Origin of the sequence: Micromonospora sp. WMMD735 (genome assembly GCF_049178995.1) — a bacterium.
Classification (GTDB): domain Bacteria; phylum Actinomycetota; class Actinomycetes; order Mycobacteriales; family Micromonosporaceae; genus Micromonospora; species Micromonospora wenchangensis.
Genome location: NZ_JBMHMJ010000002.1, coordinates 5,555,571 through 5,572,590 on the forward strand (window position 1 = coordinate 5,555,571; position 17,020 = coordinate 5,572,590).

At 73.6% G+C, this 17,020-nt stretch carries 15 protein-coding genes and 1 pseudogene; 13 read left to right on the forward strand and 3 right to left on the reverse strand.

Going from position 1 to position 17,020, the window contains the following annotated elements:
• The first annotated feature begins 13 nt into the window (after nt 1-13).
• The 7 genes and pseudogenes from ssd (at nt 14) to ACN268_RS24240 (ending at nt 5,058) form a co-directional block, all read left to right on the forward strand.
• Nucleotides 14-1,117: a septum site-determining protein Ssd gene (ssd, locus tag ACN268_RS24210; protein WP_421485127.1), complete on the forward strand. Its 1,104-nt coding sequence runs from the start codon at nt 14-16 to the stop codon at nt 1,115-1,117.
• Complete coding sequence (locus ACN268_RS24215) at nt 1,114-2,319, forward strand: TadA family conjugal transfer-associated ATPase (RefSeq protein WP_421485128.1); 1,206 nt, start codon at nt 1,114-1,116, stop codon at nt 2,317-2,319. Before ssd ends, ACN268_RS24215 begins: the two co-directional genes overlap by 4 nt.
• Nucleotides 2,316-3,128 carry a hypothetical protein gene (locus ACN268_RS24220; protein ID WP_421485129.1) on the forward strand — a complete coding sequence of 271 codons (813 nt, stop codon included), beginning with the start codon at nt 2,316-2,318 and terminating at the stop codon, nt 3,126-3,128. The genes ACN268_RS24215 and ACN268_RS24220 overlap by 4 nt, the downstream gene beginning before the upstream one ends.
• A complete protein-coding gene (locus tag ACN268_RS24225) occupies nt 3,128-3,853 on the forward strand; it encodes a type II secretion system F family protein (protein ID WP_421485130.1) in 726 nt (241 codons plus the stop codon). The genes ACN268_RS24220 and ACN268_RS24225 overlap by 1 nt, the downstream gene beginning before the upstream one ends.
• Before the next feature lie 25 nt (nt 3,854-3,878).
• Nucleotides 3,879-4,046, forward strand: a complete 168-nt coding sequence (locus tag ACN268_RS24230; RefSeq protein ID WP_204925799.1) for a DUF4244 domain-containing protein — start codon at nt 3,879-3,881, stop codon at nt 4,044-4,046.
• A pseudogene (locus ACN268_RS24235) lies at nt 4,043-4,438 on the forward strand (TadE family type IV pilus minor pilin); the annotation flags it as partial. The gene ACN268_RS24230 and the pseudogene ACN268_RS24235, both read left to right, overlap by 4 nt.
• A 242-nt stretch (nt 4,439-4,680) precedes the next feature.
• Nucleotides 4,681-5,058 carry an Rv3654c family TadE-like protein gene (locus ACN268_RS24240; RefSeq protein ID WP_421485131.1) on the forward strand — a complete coding sequence of 126 codons (378 nt, stop codon included), beginning with the start codon at nt 4,681-4,683 and terminating at the stop codon, nt 5,056-5,058.
• A gap of 291 nt (nt 5,059-5,349) precedes the next feature.
• On the opposite strand, the gene ACN268_RS24245 is transcribed toward ACN268_RS24240, so the two are convergent.
• The 3 genes from ACN268_RS24245 to ACN268_RS24255 all read right to left on the reverse strand — a co-directional run bounded on the left by ACN268_RS24245 (nt 5,350) and on the right by ACN268_RS24255 (nt 8,880).
• Complete coding sequence (locus ACN268_RS24245; protein ID WP_088643463.1) at nt 5,350-5,928, reverse strand: hypothetical protein; 579 nt, start codon at nt 5,926-5,928, stop codon at nt 5,350-5,352.
• Between the two features lie 174 nt (nt 5,929-6,102).
• The gene (locus ACN268_RS24250) at nt 6,103-6,306 is read right to left on the reverse strand and encodes a hypothetical protein (RefSeq protein ID WP_204925801.1); all 204 of its coding nucleotides are present in this window, start codon (nt 6,304-6,306) and stop codon (nt 6,103-6,105) included.
• Between the two features lie 171 nt (nt 6,307-6,477).
• On the reverse strand, nt 6,478-8,880 hold the full coding sequence (locus ACN268_RS24255) for a DEAD/DEAH box helicase (protein ID WP_421485132.1): 2,403 nt from the start codon (nt 8,878-8,880) through the stop codon (nt 6,478-6,480).
• A gap of 132 nt (nt 8,881-9,012) precedes the next feature.
• Between ACN268_RS24255 and ACN268_RS24260 the strand changes: the two genes are divergently transcribed.
• The 6 genes from ACN268_RS24260 to topA all read left to right on the forward strand — a co-directional run bounded on the left by ACN268_RS24260 (nt 9,013) and on the right by topA (nt 17,015).
• The gene (locus ACN268_RS24260; RefSeq protein ID WP_204925803.1) at nt 9,013-9,369 is read left to right on the forward strand and encodes an STAS domain-containing protein; all 357 of its coding nucleotides are present in this window, start codon (nt 9,013-9,015) and stop codon (nt 9,367-9,369) included.
• The gene (locus tag ACN268_RS24265; RefSeq protein ID WP_204925977.1) at nt 9,369-9,803 is read left to right on the forward strand and encodes an ATP-binding protein; all 435 of its coding nucleotides are present in this window, start codon (nt 9,369-9,371) and stop codon (nt 9,801-9,803) included. The genes ACN268_RS24260 and ACN268_RS24265 overlap by 1 nt, the downstream gene beginning before the upstream one ends.
• Before the next feature lie 315 nt (nt 9,804-10,118).
• Entirely contained in the window at nt 10,119-12,479 is a 2,361-nt protein-coding gene (locus tag ACN268_RS24270) for a sodium-translocating pyrophosphatase (RefSeq protein ID WP_421485133.1), read from the forward strand.
• A gap of 105 nt (nt 12,480-12,584) precedes the next feature.
• Nucleotides 12,585-13,127, forward strand: coding sequence for a hypothetical protein (locus ACN268_RS24275; protein ID WP_421485134.1), 543 nt, complete (start codon nt 12,585-12,587; stop codon nt 13,125-13,127).
• Entirely contained in the window at nt 13,118-13,720 is a 603-nt protein-coding gene (locus ACN268_RS24280) for a hypothetical protein (RefSeq protein ID WP_421485135.1), read from the forward strand. Before ACN268_RS24275 ends, ACN268_RS24280 begins: the two co-directional genes overlap by 10 nt.
• Nucleotides 13,721-14,162: 442 nt before the next feature.
• Nucleotides 14,163-17,015, forward strand: coding sequence for a type I DNA topoisomerase (gene topA, locus ACN268_RS24285; protein ID WP_421485136.1), 2,853 nt, complete (start codon nt 14,163-14,165; stop codon nt 17,013-17,015).
• The last annotated feature ends 5 nt before the right edge of the window (nt 17,016-17,020 follow it).

Below are 17,020 nucleotides of genomic sequence, written 5' to 3' on the forward strand. Positions count from 1 at the left end.
GCTGGAGGCCGTGATGCCACCCCGTACCTCCCTTCCGCCGTACCGGCGACTGCCGCTGCTGGTCACCTCCGACGGTGACCTCCTCGACGAGTTGCTGCGGCTCGCCGCGGCGGGCGGCACCGAGGTGGAGGTGGCCGCCGATCCGGCCGCCGCCCGGTCCCGTTGGCTCCCCGCACCCCTGGTCCTCATCGGCAGTGACCAGGCCCAGGCCTGCCTGCGGGCCCGCCTGGCCCGGCGGCCCCGGACGGTGCTGGTCGGACGATCGGGGGAACTCGACCCGGGCTGGGAGATCGCCGAGTTGATCGGGGCCGAGCACGTCGCCACCCTGCCCGCCGCCGAACCATGGCTGGTCGACCGGTTCACCGAGTGCGCGCCCGGCGGCGAACCGGCGGCCCCGGCCCGGACGGTCGCCGTGCTGGGCGGCCGGGGAGGGGCCGGGGCGAGTGTCCTCGCGGGCGGCCTGGCCGTCACCGCCGCCCGCGCCCAGCTGCGGACCCTGCTGGTCGACGCGGACCCGCTCGGCGGCGGGCTCGACCTGGTGCTCGGCTGGGAGGACCTGGACGGACTGCGCTGGCCGTCGCTCACCGACGCCGACGGGCGGGTCGACCCGCCCGCCCTGGTCCGCGCCCTGCCGCACCGGGGCGACCTGGTCGTCCTCTCCTGGGACCGGGGCGAGCCGCTGGCCCTGCCCGCCCCGGCGATGGCCGCCACCCTCGACGCCGCCCGCCGGGGTCGGGACTTCGTCGTCGTCGACCTGCCGCGCCAGCTCGACGACGCGGCCGTGCTCGCCCTCCAGGCCGCCGACCAGGCGTACGTGGTGGTGCCCGCCGAGCTGCGGGCGACCGCCGCGGCGGCCCGGGTGGTCGCGGCGACGGCCCCGCACTGCGCCGCACTGGCGGTGATCGTCCGGGGTCCCGCCCCCGGCCGGCTGCGGGCGGCCGAGGTGGCCCGCGCCCTCGGGCTGCCGCTGGCCGGCACGCTGCGCCCCGAACCGGCCCTGTGCCGGGGGCTGGAACGCGGCGAGGCACCGGCCGCCGCCGGTCGGGGACCGCTCGCCGCGCTCTGCCGTCAACTGGTCACCGACCTGACCGGGCTGCCCGTGCCGGGTGCGGCGTGACCGGGCGACCCGAGGAGTTCGCCGCCCGGGTCCGGCAGCGGATGGCCGACACGACCACACCTGTCACCCCGGCGGCGATCGTCTCCGCCGTACGCGCCGAACCGTCCGCCGCCGTCCTCGGTGACACCGCCGTGCGGCGGATCGCCGACCGGGTGCACGACGATCTGGTGGGTGCCGGGCCACTGGCCCCGCTGCTCGCCGATCCAGAGGTCACCGACGTGCTCGTGAACGGGCTCCGGGTCTGGGTCGACCGGGGTGCCGGGCTGCACCAGGTGGCGCTGCCGCTCGGCACGGTCGACGACGTACGCCGGCTGGCCCAACGGCTCACCGCCGCCGCCGGGCGTCGGCTCGACGACGGCTCGCCCTGCGCGGACGCCCGACTGCCCGACGGCACCCGGTTGCACGCCGTGCTGCCGCCGGTGGCGACCGACGGGCCCTACCTGTCGCTGCGCACCTTCCGGCACCGGCCGTTCACCCTCGACGAACTGGTCCGGCAGGGCACCGTGCCGCAGCAGGTCGCCCCGGTCCTCGCCGCGGTGGTGGCCGCCCGACTGGCCTACCTGGTCACCGGCGGCACCGGCTCGGGCAAGACCACCCTGCTCAACACGATGCTCGGCCTGGTGCCGACGACGGAACGCATCGTGCTGGTCGAGGACGCCGCCGAACTGCACCCGGTGCACCCGCACGTGGTCGGTCTCCAGGCCCGGACGGCCAACGTGGAGGGCGCGGGCGTGATCGGGTTGAGCGAGCTGGTCCGGCAGGCACTGCGGATGCGTCCCGACCGGCTGGTCGTCGGCGAGTGCCGGGGTGCCGAGGTGGTCGACCTGCTGGCCGCGCTCAACACCGGCCACGACGGAGGGGCGGGGACCCTGCACGCCAACACCCCGGCCGACGTGCCGGCCCGGCTGGAGGCGCTCGGGTTGCTCGGCGGACTGCCCCGGGCGGCACTGCACGCACAGGTCACTGCGGCTCTCCAGGTGCTGGTCCAGGTGCGCCGGGGCCCCGACGGCCGACTGCTGGAGTCGATCTGTCTGCTGCTGGCCGACGGCCCCGACCGGCTGGTGACGGTGGTGCCCGCCTGGGTACGCGGGCAGGGCGTCGGCCCGGCCGGACCCGGTCTGGCGATGCTGCTCCGCGACCGGGGAGTACCGGTGCCGCCCCTGCTGCGGGCACCCCGACCCGGTACGACGGGGCGGACATGATGCCGTTGTCGCTGGTTGCGGCCCTACTGACCGGCGCGGCCCTGGTGGTCGCCTGGCCGGTGCACAGCAGCCGACGCCGACGCCACAGCGTGCTCTCCGCACCGCGACACCCCGGGGCGGAGCCTGTCGACCCCCACCGGCCGGCATCCGGTCGACGGCTGCTGACCCGGCTGGTGTCCGGCCCGCCGAGGCGGGTCCTGCTGTTGGCCGGTCTCGTCGGCGCCGGTACGGGCGGCCTCGCCGCCGGGCCGGTCGCCGCGATCCTCCTGGCCGGCTACGGGATGCTCGGGGCGCGTGCCGTGCACCGGCGGCGGCTGGCCGGGCAGGTCGGCCGGGAACGTCGTCGCCACCTGGACCGGCTCGGGGCGCTCGCCGCCGACCTACGGGCCGGCCTGCCCGTTCCCGGTGACGCCGCGCCGAGCGTGGAACCCGGGGCGGCCGGTCCGGACGACGATCCGGCCGGGACGGACCGGCTCGCCCGGCTGACCCGGTCGGCGGTCCGGCTCGCCGACCGCACCGGAGCGCCCCTGGCCGAACTCCTGGAACGCGTCGAGGCCGACGCGCGGGCGTTCGACCGGGGACTGGCCGGTGCCGCCGCCCAGGCGGCAGGGGCCAACGCCACCGCGCTGCTGCTGGCCGCGCTTCCGCTCGGCGGCATCGCCCTCGGCTACGGCATCGGCGTCGATCCGCTGGCGGTGCTGCTGCACACCCCGGTCGGGGCCGGGTGTGCCGTTGTCGCGATGGGCCTGCAGGCCGGCGGGTTGCTCTGGGCCGAGCGGCTGGGCACCGTCCCCGGCGGAGGCGGGTGATGTCCCCGACGCACCTGTCGGCCGGGTGCCTGGTCCTGGCCGCGTTGCTGGTCGCGGTGCGCGGCAACCGGGCCGGCCGGCGGTGGAACGGCCTGACCGGCCGGCGTGCCGCCCGGAGTCGGCCGGGCTGGTGGCCGGACCGGATACGGCTCGGGGCCGCCCTGGCGGGTGTGGCGGTCCTTTTGCTGGTGGGCGGTTGGCCCGGTGCGTTGGGCGGCACGGTGACCGCCCCGGTGGCGGACCGGTTACTGCGACGGATCACCCCGCCTGCGGTGCGGGAGCGCCGGTTGCGGGAGGCCGCTGACCTGCCGCTCGCCGCTGACCTGCTGGCGGCGGCGATGCGGGCCGGTGCCCCGGTGGACCGGTCGGTGCTCGCGGTGGCCGACGCGTTGGACGGCCCACTGGCCGCCCGACTCGCTCGGATCGGGCGGACGCTGCTGCTCGGTGGCGAGCCGTCGGAGGCGTGGGCCCACCTGGCACCGGTGCCCGGGGCGGACCGGATGGTGGCCGCCGCACTGCGCTCGTCGCGCAGCGGGGCGGCGTTGGCCGGTGCCCTCGGCCGCGTCGCCGACGATCTGCGGGCCGACCGCTCCACGGCGGCGGAGGCGTCCGCCCGGCGGGCCGGCGTGCTGATCGTGTTGCCGCTGGGCCTGTGCTTCCTGCCGGCCTTCATTCTCGCCGGCCTGGTGCCGGTGATCGTCGCCGTCCTCGGTGACGTGCTGTGACCCAACATCGAGAAGGGAACGAACGATGCGCAAACTCCTCAGCCGGCTGCGCGGGGACGCGGGGATGAACACCGCCGAGTACGCCGTGGGCACCCTCGCCGCCGTCGCCTTCGCGGGCATCCTGCTCAAGGTGCTCACCTCGGGCAACGTGCAGGCGGCACTGACGGCCGTCATCGACCGGGCGTTGAAGTGAGACCGCGCCGGCCGGCTGGTCGGGACCGGGGCTCGTTCACCGCCGAACTGGCGACCGGCCTGCCGGCGCTGCTCCTGCTCCTGTTCGCCGGAATCACCGCTGTCGACGCGGTCACCACGAAGGCGGCCTGCCTGGATGCGGCCCGGGAGGCGGCGCTCGCTGCCTCCCGGGGCGAGGACGGCACCGGCGCGGGCACCCGGATCGCTCCCGAGGCGGCGGACGTGTCGATCGCGGTGCACGAGGGGCGGGTCACCGCGACGGTCCGCGCCCCGGTCCGTGCGCTCGGTGCCCGGCTGCCCCGACTCACCGTCGAGGCCGGCACGGTCGCCGCCGTCGAACCCGGCGTACCACGGCCAGGCGCACCGGAAGCGGGTGCACCGCAACCGGGCATGTGGGAACTGCCTACGCCGGAACCGGGCCCACCGCGACCGGAGGCACCCCAGCAAGGCCCGCCGGGACCTGGCGCACCCCAGCCCGGAATGCCGCAACCTGGCGTACGGGCACCGGCCGTACCAGTCCTGGACGCAGGAATCCCCGATACGCCCGTCCCGGATGCATCCGCTCCGGGTGGACCTGGGGCGGGCAAGTGGGGAACCGGCTCGTGAGCCGCGCCTGCCGGCCCCAGCGTGTCGGGGTGCCCGGTTCCGGAGGGGCGAGGCCCGCTGGCGTCGCCGACCGGGGTGGGGCCACCGTGCTGGTGCTCGCCATCGGACTGGTCTTCGTGCTGGTCGGGCTGTTCGGGGCGGCGATCGGCGCGGCCCGGCTGGCGCGGCACCAGGCCCGGGTCGCTGCCGACTTCGGTGCCCTCGCGGGGGCCGGCGTTGCGCCGCAGGGTGCCGGGGTGGCCTGTGCGACCGCCGACGAGTTCGTCCGCGCCAATGCCGCCCGGCTGGTCACCTGCCGGGCGGACGGGCTCGACGTGGTGGTGACGGTCGAGGTGGCGGTCACCCCGCTGCCGGGGCTGCGGCGGTACGCGACCACCACCGCCCGCGCCGGCCCGGTCCGGGACTGACCGGTCAGCCCCGGACCGGTGTTGAGACCAGCCGGATCGGGCCGGCGCCCCGTGACACGGCGGGCCGGCGCGCCCCGTGACACGACGGGCCGCCCGACCCCGTGACACGGCGCGCCGGCCGACTCCGGAACAAGGCGGGCCGGACGACCCTGTGACACGGCGGGCCGGCCGACCCCGGAGCAGGGCGCGCCGGACGACTCCGGAACAAGGCGGGCCGCCTCGAAGCAGGTCGGGCCGGCCAACCTGGGAGCAGGATGGACCGGCCCGACCCGCAACCGGGCGGTGGGTGGCTCAGCGGCCCTGGAGCGCGTCCAGGCCGATGGCCATGGCGATCACCAGTCGCCTGTCGATCTGCGGGTGCGGCACCTCGACGACGTAACGGTCCCGCAGCCCCCACTTCTTGATCACCGAGAACACCGGCTGACCACCGGCGGTGAAGTCGAAGTGGTACGGCAGCCAGGACAGCGAGTCGACGAACCGGCGGAGCAGGGCCACCGGCATGCTGCGCTCCTGGCCGGTCATCGGCGGCAGACCGGCCTGCTCGACGTGCCAGGTCGAGCGGAGCAGCGACTGGGCGAAGTCCTTGCGGAACAGCCCGATCGGTGTGCCGGCGTGATCGGTCACGTCGTATGTGGCACCCAGGTCGAGCCGCTGACGGGCCTTGAAACCGAGCAGCGGGTGCTGCTTGGAGTCGTCGGAGTAGATCGTGACCTGCTCCTTGAAGGCGAGCCGCTTCTGCTGCGCGAACGCCAGCAACTCACCCTCGGTGCCGTCCGCCGCCACCGCCCGGACCTCGTACTGGTTGACCATCATCCGGATCCGCTGCCGGACGTGGAACTGGTGCTGGGCCTGCAAACTGTCCAACTGCATGAGAACTCCTCCGAAGGGTGCGCCGGAGTCTCGCACAACCCACCGACCAGCGCCCGCCGACGTCGATCGGCCGCACCCCGTCATCGCCGGCAGCCGGCCACCTCTGCGACTGCTGTCGCCGACCAGCCGTCCCCGGCGTCGCCGGGCGGCCCGACCCGCGATCAGCGACCGCCGTCAGCGTCCGTCGGCGGTCGCCTTGAGGGCCCAGGTGTTGAGCACCTGGTGGATGCCCCGCAGCCGCTCGTTGATCTGGTCCAGGCGTTCCGCCTGGGCCAGGCCGGCCAGGGCGGCACCCAGCGCGATCAACTGGTCGGGGGTGAGATTGTCCTGGTCGATCGTGTAGAGCAGGTCGACGGTCTCGGCGATGGTGTCGGCCACGGCTGTCTCCTCCGGGTCGGCATGGACGGCAGGGTCGGCGGTGAGAGGCACTTCCGATTATCGATGGAAGCGCTCCCATGCATCAATGCCCAGATGTCGTTCCGCCCAAGCACGATCCCAGGATTCAATGGCGGCCCGCCCCACGCAGTGAGACCGCCGGCCGGGTCTCCGCTACCGGTCGGCCGGGCCGGGCTGGGCGGGCGCGGTGGCGGACAGGTTGGCCAGGACCACGTCGAGGACCCGGACCGCGCCCGACTTGGACAGCGGGTTGTTGCCGTTGCCGCACTTCGGGGACTGGACGCAGGACGGGCAGCCCGACTCGCAGCCGCATTCGACGACGGCGTCCCGGGTGGCGCCCAGCCAGGCCGCCGCCGTCCGGTAGGCCCGCTCGGCGAAGCCGGCCCCGCCGGGGTGCCCGTCGTAGACGAACACGGTGGGTGCCTCGGTGTCCGGATGCAGGGCGGTGGACAGCCCGCCGATGTCCCACCGGTCGCAGGTGGCCATCAGCGGCAGCAGCCCGATCGCGGCGTGCTCGGCGGCGTGCAGCGCCCCCGGCACGTCCGCCGACTCCACCCCGGCCGCCGCCAGCGACTGCGGGGAGAGCGTGAACCAAACCGCGACGGTCCGCAGCTCCCGGGCCGGCAGGTCCAGCGGGCGGGTGTCGATCACCTCGCCGGAGGCGATCCGGCGACGCTGGTAGGAGACCACCTGACTGGTGACGTCCACCTCGCCGAGGAAGAGCCCGACCGGCCCGGCGTCCCGGTACGAGCGGACCGACACCACCGAGAGCGAGGTGACGTCCCGGGCGTGGGTGGACCAGTCCGGCTCCTCGGCGTGCACCAGCGCGCACCCGTCGTCGAGGTCCAACGCGTCGACCACGTACGAGACGCCCTGGTGCAGGTAGACCGCCCCCGGGTGGACGAGGAAGTGCGCCGAGCCGCCGTCGACGGTGCCGAGCAGCCGCCCGGTGGACGCCTCCACCACGCAGACCGGCGCCCCGCCCTGGCCGCGTAGGTCGATCTCGGGGCGTTCCCGGTGCCGCCAGTACCAGCCGGTGGGCCGCTGCCGCAGGTCACCGGCCTGCACCAGCTCGTCGACGGCCTCCTTCGCCCCGTCACCGAACAGTTCCAGGTCGGCCGGGGTGAGCGGGGACTCGGCGGCGGCGCAGGCGAGCTGCGGGGTGAGCACGTACGGGTTGGCCGGGTCGAGCACCGTCGCCTCGACCGGGCGACCGAACAGCGCCTCCGGGTGGTGCACCAGGTAGGTGTCGAGCGGGTCGTCCCGGGCCACCAGCACGGCGAGCGCCTCGTCGCCGGAGCGCCCGGCCCGCCCGGCCTGCTGCCACAGCGACGCCCGGGTGCCCGGCCAGCCGCAGATCAGCACCGCGTCCAGCCCGACCAGGTCGACGCCGAGCTCCAGCGCGTTGGTGGAGGCCAGCCCGAGCAGGTCGCCGTGGAGCAGGGCCCGTTCCAGTTTCCGGCGTTCCTCCTTCAGGTAACCGGCCCGGTAGGCGGCGACCCGCTCGCCGAGGCCGGGCACCGCCTCGTCCAGCGCCCGGCGGGCGTTCGCGGCGACCACCTCCGCGCCGCGCCGGGACCGGACGAAGGCGAGCGTGCGTACCCCCTCGGCAACGGTGTCGGCGAGCAGGTCGGCGGTCTCCCGCAGTGCCGACCGGCGGACCTGGGTCAGGTCGTCGACGGCGGCTCCGACGCCGGCGATGGCCCCGACGTCGGCGGGCGGCGGCAACAGCGGCGGTTCCCAGAGCGCGAAGGTGACCCCGCCGCGCGGCGAGGTGTCCTCGGTGACGGCGGTGACGGGCACGCCGGTGAGCCGTCCGGCGGTCGCCGCCGGATCGCCCGACGTCGCCGACGCGAGCAGGAACACGGGGGTACGGCCGAACTGGGCGCACCGGCGGCGCAGCCGACGCAGCACGTGCGCCACGTGCGAGCCGAAGACGCCCCGGTAGGTGTGGCACTCGTCGACGACCACGTACGTCAGCCGGCGCAGGAACCCCGACCAGTGGGTGTGCCCGGGTAGCAGGCCGTGGTGCAGCATGTCCGGGTTGGTCAGCACGAACCGGGAGTGCCGGCGGATCCACTCCCGTTCGGTGCGCGGGGTGTCCCCGTCGTAGGTGGCGGGGCGTACCCCGTCGAGGTCGAGACCGGCGACGGCGCGGAGCTGGTCGGCGGCGAGGGCCTTGGTGGGGGCCAGGTAGAGCACCGTGGCCCGGGGGTCGGCCAGCAGGGTAGCCAGCGTCGGGAGCTGGTACGCCAGGGACTTGCCGGACGCGGTGCCGGTGGCCACCACCACGTGCTGCCCGGCGTACGCCAGCTCGGCGGCCTCGGCCTGGTGCCGCCAGGGGGCGGTGACGCCGCGTCGGGCGAACGCCGCCCGTAGCTCCTCGGGGGCCCACTGCGGCCACGGCGCCTGCTGCCCGGCGCGCGCCGGCACCCGCTCGACGTGGGTGACCGGGTCGACCGGGTGGCGGGTGCGCAGCCGGTGCAGCAGCTCGGCCGGGCCTCGCCCGGTGCCGGGGCCTGCGGTGACGGTGGCTGCGGGGTTCACGTCCTGCACTCTCGCACTGGTGTTCGGTGCTGAACAACCGGGCCGGTGGGTATGGAGGAGTCGCCGCCGGTGACCTCGTCAGGCCGTCGGGCGGGGATGGTTAGATGCCCAGGAGAGTTTACGGCTCTCGGAGGAGGACTGATGGAGCTGTCGCTGGCGACCCGCACCGTGGGGGAACACACGGTGCTCGAGGTCGGCGGTGAGGTGGACGTCTACACCGCACCCCGACTGCGCGAACGGCTCCTGGAGTTGATCGACGGCGGTGCCCGGCGGGTGGTCGTCGACCTGGGGCGGGTGGACTTCCTCGACTCCACGGGTCTGGGTGTGCTGGTCGGTGCCCTGAAGCGGCTGCGGTCGGCCGGGGGGTCGTTCGCCCTGGTCTGCGACAAGGAGCCGCTGCTGAAGATCTTCCGGATCACCGCCCTGGACCAGGTCTTCCCCCTGCACCCGACGGTGGACGCGGCGATCGCCGCCGACCCCACCGTCCCCGGCGCGTGATGGCGACGGTCCGGCTCTCCTTCTCACCGGCGCCGGTGCACGTGCGCACCGCCCGCCTGGTCGGTGTGGCGGTGGCCCGTCGGGCCGGGGTCCGGGAGGATCTGCTCGACGAGGTGCGGCTGGCGATCGGTGAGGCGTGCACCCGGGCGGTCGCGCTGCACCACCAGTACGGTCTGGCCGACCCGGTGCTCGTGGAGATGTCCGACTCCGGAGCGTATTCGGTGCGGGTGGTGGACCGGGCGCCGATCGAGGCGGGGCTGGGCCTGGCCGCGTTGAACGCCGACGAGTTGGCCAACGAGGCGTTGACCGACGAGGCGCTGACCACAGGCGTGGGCTTCGCGCTGCTCGCCGGTTTCGTGGAGGACCTCCAGGTGCGGCCGGTGGCCGAGGGCATCGGAACCGAGGTCCGGATGGTGTGGCCGGTCGGTCGCTGATTTCACTGTACGTGTACGAGGCCGTGACCCTTGGTGGGTCGCGGCCTCGTAGTGTTGATGGCCTCCTATATCAGATTTTTCCTCATAACACAGTTACGGAGATCATCCGGACACGGTGTCCCCCAGGTGTGACCTCCAACACTGGCCAGGGCTACAGTCTGTGGGTTGTCAGTACGTGATCGTTCCCGCAGCCAGCGGATATGGATGTTGATCATCTTCCGTGGCGGCGGGTTCAGAGCACGTGCGCCACCGCATCCAGGCGTCGGTCATACGTCCACTGGCCGGCGCGACAGTGTTCGGTACAGGAGGACATAGATGTCCGGGACCTTGGCCGCCGAAGGCGGCGCGCTGTCCCTCACCGGAGAGAACGTGACGTACGTCGTCATCGCCGCGGTCATCGCGCTGGTGGCACTCGTCTTCGCCGCCGCCTTGACCAAGGCCGTGCTGGCAGCCGGTAAGGGCACCACCAACATGCAGGAGATCTCCGGCGCGGTGCAGGAGGGCGCCTCCGCCTATCTGCTCCGGCAGTTCAGGACATTGGCGATCTTCGTGGTCGTCGCCGTCGTGCTGCTCTTCCTGCTACCGGTGCACGACACCGACGGCAGCGAACTGGCGGTGAAGATCGGCCGGTCCGCGTTCTTCGTGGTCGGCGCCCTGTTCAGCGCGTTCATCGGCGGGGCCGGGATGTGGCTGGCCACCCGGGCCAACCTGCGGGTCGCCGCCGCGGCCCGGGAGGCGGCAGGCGGCCGGGAGGCCGCCATGAAGATCGCCTTCCGTACCGGTGGGGTGGTCGGCTTCCTCACCGTCGGCCTCGGCCTGTTCGGCGCGGCGCTCGTGGTCATGCTGTTCAAGGGCGACGCGCCGACCGTGCTGGAGGGCTTCGGCTTCGGTGCCGCCCTGCTCGCCATGTTCATGCGGGTCGGCGGCGGCATCTTCACCAAGGCCGCCGACGTCGGCGCCGACCTCGTCGGCAAGGTCGAGCAGGGCATCCCCGAGGACGACCCGCGCAACGCCGCCACCATCGCCGACAACGTGGGCGACAACGTCGGCGACTGCGCCGGCATGGCCGCCGACCTCTTCGAGTCGTACGCGGTCACGCTGGTCGCCGCGCTGATCCTCGGCCGGGCCGCGTTCGGCGAGGACGGCCTGGTCTTCCCGCTGATCATCTCCACCATCGGGGTGCTGATCGCCATCGTCGGGGTCTTCATCACCCGGCTGCGCACCTCCGACCGCAACGGCCTGACCGCCATCAACCGGGCGTTCTACCTCTCCGCGGTGCTCTCCGCGGTGCTGGTCGCGGTCGCCGCGTTCCTCTACCTCCCGGCCAGCTTCGGCGAGCTGGAGGGCGGGCTCACCGACGTCGACCAGAACCCCCGCGTGGTCGCCATCGGCGCGGTCGTCATCGGCATCGTGCTGGCCGCCGCCATCCAGGCGCTGACCGGCTACTTCACCGAGACCAACAGGCGTCCGGTGCAGGACATCGGCAAGAGCTCGCAGACCGGCCCGGCCACCGTCATCCTCGCCGGCATCAGCGTCGGCCTGGAGTCGGCGGTCTACTCGGCGCTGCTGATCGGCGCCGGGGTCTTCGGCGCGTTCCTGCTCGGCGGCAGCTCCATCACCCTGTCGCTGTTCGCGGTCGCGCTGGCCGGCACCGGCCTGCTCACCACCGTCGGCGTGATCGTCGCGATGGACACCTTCGGCCCGATCTCCGACAACGCGCAGGGCGTGGCCGAGATGTCCGGCGACATCGACGAGAACGGCGCGCGGATCCTCACCGAACTGGACGCGGTCGGCAACACCACCAAGGCGATCACCAAGGGCATCGCGATCGCCACCGCCGTGCTCGCGGCCACCGCGCTGTTCGGCTCGTACACCGACACGCTGCGTACCGCGTACTCCGACGCGGGCGTCGGGGACGTCGGCAGCGAGATCCTCAACGCGCTCAACGTCGCCAACCCGCGCAACCTGGTCGGTCTGATCATCGGTGCGGCGGTGGTCTTCCTCTTCTCCGGGCTGGCCATCAACGCGGTGTCCCGCTCGGCCGGCGCGGTGGTGATGGAGGTCCGCCGGCAGTTCCGTGAGCTGCCCGGCATCATGGACCGCACCCAGCGCCCCGAGTACGGCAAGGTCGTCGACATCTGCACCCGGGACGCGCAGCGCGAGCTGATGACCCCCGGCCTGCTGGCCATCCTCGCCCCGATCGCGGTCGGCTTCGGCCTCGGTCCCGGCGCGCTGGCCTCCTACCTGGCCGGGGCGATCGGGGCGGGCACCCTGATGGCGGTCTTCCTGTCCAACTCCGGTGGCGCGTGGGACAACGCCAAGAAGCTCGTCGAGGACGGCTCCTACGGCGGCAAGGGCTCCGAGGCGCACTCGGCGACGGTCATCGGCGACACCGTCGGCGACCCGTTCAAGGACACCGCCGGCCCGGCGATCAACCCGCTGATCAAGGTGATGAACCTGGTCTCGCTGCTGATCGCGCCGGCCGTGGTGGCCTGGAGCGTCGGCGACGACCGGAACACTCCGCTGCGCCTGACGATCGCGGTGGTCGCCACCCTGATCGTGGTCGCGGCGGTGGTGTTCAGCAAGCGCAAGGGCGTCGCCATGGATTCCAACCCGGACGGTGGCGGCACCGGCACGGGCAACGACCCGAAGCGGGTCGAAACCGCCAACGCCTGAGTCACGACGCAGCGGGTCCCCGTCCTGCGGGGGCCCGCCGCGTCGGGCGGTGCACCCGAAACCTGACCGCTGGCGCAATCGCCCGGAGGCCGTACGCTGCAACGCATGCGTACGTGTCGGGCGGGTGACGCCGGAAAGCTCACGGCGGTCCTCGTCACGGTCGTACTCGTCGTGGCCGGGTGCGGTGGCGGGCCCAGCCCCCGGGCCTGGGCGGCGTCGGTCTGCGAGGCGCTCACCCCGTGGCGGGCCGAGATCAGCAAACTCACCAGCAGCACCCACCAGCAGATGACCGCGCAGACCACCCCGGCGCAGGCGAAGGAGAACCTGGTGCGGCTCTTCGGCGGCGCCGAACAGGCGAGCGAGACGGCCCGCCGCCGGATCGCCGACGCGGGCATCCCGGAGACCGACCGCGGCGACGAGGTGTCGAAGGGGTTCCGCACCTCCCTGGCGAAGATCAGGGACGCCTACGGCCGCGCCGGGGACACCATCGACGCCCTGGACACCACGCGGGCCGCCGCCTTCTACGACGGCGTCCAGGCCGCGGTGGACACGCTCAACCAGGAGTACGACGCGAGCGCGCTGGACACCGGGCGGCTCAACTCGACAGAACTCAAACAGGCCTTCGACGAGGTTCCGGAGTGTCGCTGAGGCGTGCCGACCCGCCCGGGGAACCGGGGCGTCAGCTGTCGCTGTTCGGCACCGAGGCGGCCGACCCGTCCGTCGCCGACCTGGCCGGGCTGCTCGCCGGCCCGGGGGAGGTCCACCGGATGGGCCGAACCGCCCGGTTGTCCGTCGGGGTGGACGCGGCCTGGCGGGTGCACGTGCTCGTCGACGAGCTGGCCCGGCGGGGGCTCGCGGCGGGCTGGGAGTCGACCGGGGAGCAGCGTTACGTCGTGCGGACCCCGTACCTGACCACGCTGGCGCCGTTGGCGACGGCCTGGCTGGCCGGTGGGGTGAAGCGGCCACCGCCCCGGTTCCACCTGCACGGCCGGCGGCTGCGGCTGTGGCTGGCCGCCGCCGGGGCGGCCGACGACGCCGGGCTGCTGCTGCGCCTGGACCGGCGGGACGAGCCGTGGTGGCCGGTGGTGCGGGCGGCGCTCGCGGTGGTGGGCCTGCCGGCGGCGCTGCTGGAGCCGGAGGCGGGCGGCCCGGCGTACCGGATCGGTGGGCGGCGGCTGGCCCGGCTGGCCGAACTGGTCGGCGACCGCCCGCCGGCCGCCCCCGCCGACCTCTGGCCGTGACCGCCCCGCCCGGGCCCGCCGGCCGCCCGGGGGACGGATGGTGATCGGCTCTACGGGGGCTGTGTTGCGGTATCGGAGCGACCGGATGCCGCCACTTCGGCCCAGTGGAGTCATCAGCCGAGACCGGCCGGGCGTCCGATCATGGACGGTATCGCGGAGAGTATGCTAGTCGTCTCACTCTGTGAACACCTGGGTTCGCCCAGGTCGGAGGGGCGGCGTCGTCACCGTGGCCCACTTCGGGGCCTACCCACGGTGTACGGTGGCGCCGTCCGGTCACTGAGGCCGCGCGGCGCCGGCGGTGCCGCCGCGCGGACGCTGTTTGCCGCCCCCGGGGCCCGGAACCAGGGTGGCGCGTTACGTTGGACATCCGGACCGACGGTGGTCCGGCGGGCGCAACACGGCCCGAAACGGGCCTGGAGCAGGAGCGAGGTCGGGGAGAGACGTGCCGAGCAGAGCTGGAACCACCCGTCTGGTCATCGTCGAGTCTCCGGCGAAGGCCAAGACGATCTCGGGCTATCTCGGCCCGGGGTACGTCGTGGAGGCCAGCTTCGGCCACGTCCGGGACCTACCCCGCAACGCCGCTGACGTGCCGGCCAAGTACAAGGGTGAGTCGTGGGCCCGGCTGGGGGTGGACGTCGACAACGGCTTCCACGCCCTCTACGTGGTCTCGGCCGACCGTAAGCAGCAGATCAGCAAGCTGGTGAAGCTGGCCAAGGAGGTCGACGAGATCTTCCTGGCCACGGACGAGGACCGCGAGGGCGAGGCGATCGCCTGGCACCTGGTGGAGACCCTCAAGCCCAAGGTGCCGGTCAAGCGGATGGTCTTCCACGAGATCACCAAGCCGGCCATCCAGGCGGCGGTGGCGAACCCCCGCGAGATCGACCGGGACCTGGTCGACGCCCAGGAGGCCCGCCGCATCCTCGACCGGCTCTACGGCTACGAGGTCTCCCCGGTGCTGTGGAAGAAGGTCATGCCGAGGCTCTCGGCGGGCCGGGTGCAGTCCGTGGCGACCCGGATCGTGGTCGAGCGGGAGCGCCAGCGGATGGCCTTCCGCACCGCCGAGTACTGGGACATCCTCGCCACCCTCGCGGTGGCGAACCCGGGCGAGGGCCCGCGTACCTTCAACGCCACCCTGGTCGCGCTCAACGGTGACCGGGTCGCCACCGGCAAGGACTTCGAGCCGACCACCGGCCGGGTGCGGCCCGGAGCGGGCGTGGTGCACCTCGACGAGAGCGGGGCGCGGGGCCTGGCGGCCCGCCTCGACGGGCGGCCGTTCACCGTCACCCGGGTCGAGGAGAAGCCCTACCGCCGCCGCCCGTACGCGCCGTTCATCACCTCCACCCTCCAGCAGGAGGCGGCCCGCAAGCTGCGGTTCTCGTCGCAGCAGACGATGCGCACCGCGCAGCGGCTCTACGAGAACGGCTACATCACCTACATGCGTACCGACTCGGTGAACCTCTCCGAGACGGCCATCGCGGCGGCCCGCCGGCAGATCGTCGAGCTGTACGGCGAGCGCAGCGTGCCGCCGGAGCCACGTCGCTACACCGGCAAGGTGAAGAACGCCCAGGAGGCGCACGAGGCGATCCGCCCGGCGGGTGACAACTTCCGCACCCCCGGCGACGTGGCCAAGGAGCTGTCCGGCGAGGAGTTCAAGCTCTACGAGCTGATCTGGCGGCGCACCATCGCCTCGCAGATGACCGACGCGGTCGGCTCCAGCGTGTCGGTGCGCATCCGGGCGGTCTCCGTCGCGCAGGAGGAGGCCGACTTCGGCGCCACCGGCAAGACCATCACCGACCCGGGCTTCCTGCGGGCCTACGTCGAGTCCAGCGACGACGAGAACGCCGAGGCCGAGGACGCCGAGCGCCGGCTGCCCACCCTGGTCAAGGACCAGCCGCTGACCGCCGACGAGCTGGCCGCGCAGGGCCACCACACCCAGCCGCCGTCGCGCTACACCGAGGCGTCGCTGGTCAAGGCACTGGAGGAGCTGGGCATCGGCCGCCCGTCGACGTACGCGTCGATCATGCAGACGATCCAGGACCGGGGCTACGTCACCAAGCGCGGCCAGGCGATGATCCCGACGTTCCTGGCGTTCGCGGTGATCGGTCTGATGGAACGGCACTACCCGCGCCTGATCGACTACGACTTCACCGCCAGCATGGAGAACGAGCTGGACGAGATCGCCGGGGGCGACCACGCCGCCGTCGACTTCCTCACCGCGTTCTACTTCGGCAGCAGCAACGGCACCGGGGACCAGGCCATCGCCCACGCGGGCGGGTTGAAGAAGCTGGTCACCGAGAACCTCAGCGAGATCGACGCGCGTAGCGTCAACTCGATCCCGCTGCACACCGACGACGAGGGGCGCGAGGTCGTCGTCCGGGTCGGTCGGTTCGGGCCGTACCTGCAACGGGCCCTGCCCGGCGAGCAGCCGGCACCGAAGGCCGACGGCGAGGAGGGCGGCAGCCAGGGCGACCGGGCGCCGATCCCGGAGGGGTTGGCCCCCGACGAGTTGACCCCGGAGAAGGTGCACGAGCTGTTCCTCGGTGGGGGCGGCGAACGCAAGCTCGGCGACGACCCGGCCACCGGGGAGCCGATCGTGCTCAAGTCCGGCCGGTTCGGCCCGTACGTCGCCAGCGGCGAGCGCAAGTCGTCGCTGCTGCGCACGCAGACCCCGGACTCGCTCACCCTCGACGAGGCGTTGAAGCTGCTCAGCCTGCCCCGGGTGATCGGGGTCGCCCCGGACGGCGCGGAGGTCGTCGCCAACAACGGCCGCTACGGCCCGTACGTCAAGCGCGGTGACGAGTTCCGCTCGCTGGACTCGGAAGACAAGATGTTCACCGTCACCCTCGACGAGGCGCTGGCCCTGCTGGCCGCCCCGAAGACCCGCCAGCGTCGGGCCGCCGCGCCCCCGCTGCGCGAGATGGGCGTCGACCCGCTGACCGAGAAGCCGCTGGTGATCAAGGACGGCCGGTTCGGGCCGTACGTCACCGACGGGGAGTTCAACGCGTCGCTGCGGCGCGGGCAGACCCCGGAGGAGCTGACCATCGAGCAGGCGTCGGAGATGCTGGCCGAGAAGCGGGCGAAGGGCCCGGCCCCGAAGAAGGCGGCGGCGAAGAAGGCCCCCGCCAAGAAGACGGCGGCCAAGAAGGCCACGGCGACCAAGGCGACGACGGCGAAGAAGACCGCCGCCGCGAAGTCCACGGCCGCCAAGAAGACGACCACCGCCACGACCACGACGGCGAAGAAGACCCCGGCCAGGAAGGCCGCCCCCCGCAAGGCCACCACCGCCGCCGAGTGACCCAC

Coding starts and splice junctions, on each gene's coding strand:
- ssd (WP_421485127.1), top strand. CDS start 14: ATGCCACCCCGTACCTCCCTTCCGCCGTACCGGCGACTGCCGCTGCTG.
- ACN268_RS24220 (WP_421485129.1), top strand. CDS start 2,316: ATGATGCCGTTGTCGCTGGTTGCGGCCCTACTGACCGGCGCGGCCCTG.
- ACN268_RS24225 (WP_421485130.1), top strand. CDS start 3,128: ATGTCCCCGACGCACCTGTCGGCCGGGTGCCTGGTCCTGGCCGCGTTG.
- ACN268_RS24230 (WP_204925799.1), top strand. CDS start 3,879: ATGCGCAAACTCCTCAGCCGGCTGCGCGGGGACGCGGGGATGAACACC.
- ACN268_RS24245 (WP_088643463.1), bottom strand. CDS start 5,928: ATGCAGTTGGACAGTTTGCAGGCCCAGCACCAGTTCCACGTCCGGCAG.
- ACN268_RS24260 (WP_204925803.1), top strand. CDS start 9,013: ATGGAGCTGTCGCTGGCGACCCGCACCGTGGGGGAACACACGGTGCTC.
- ACN268_RS24265 (WP_204925977.1), top strand. CDS start 9,369: ATGGCGACGGTCCGGCTCTCCTTCTCACCGGCGCCGGTGCACGTGCGC.
- ACN268_RS24270 (WP_421485133.1), top strand. CDS start 10,119: ATGTCCGGGACCTTGGCCGCCGAAGGCGGCGCGCTGTCCCTCACCGGA.
- ACN268_RS24275 (WP_421485134.1), top strand. CDS start 12,585: ATGCGTACGTGTCGGGCGGGTGACGCCGGAAAGCTCACGGCGGTCCTC.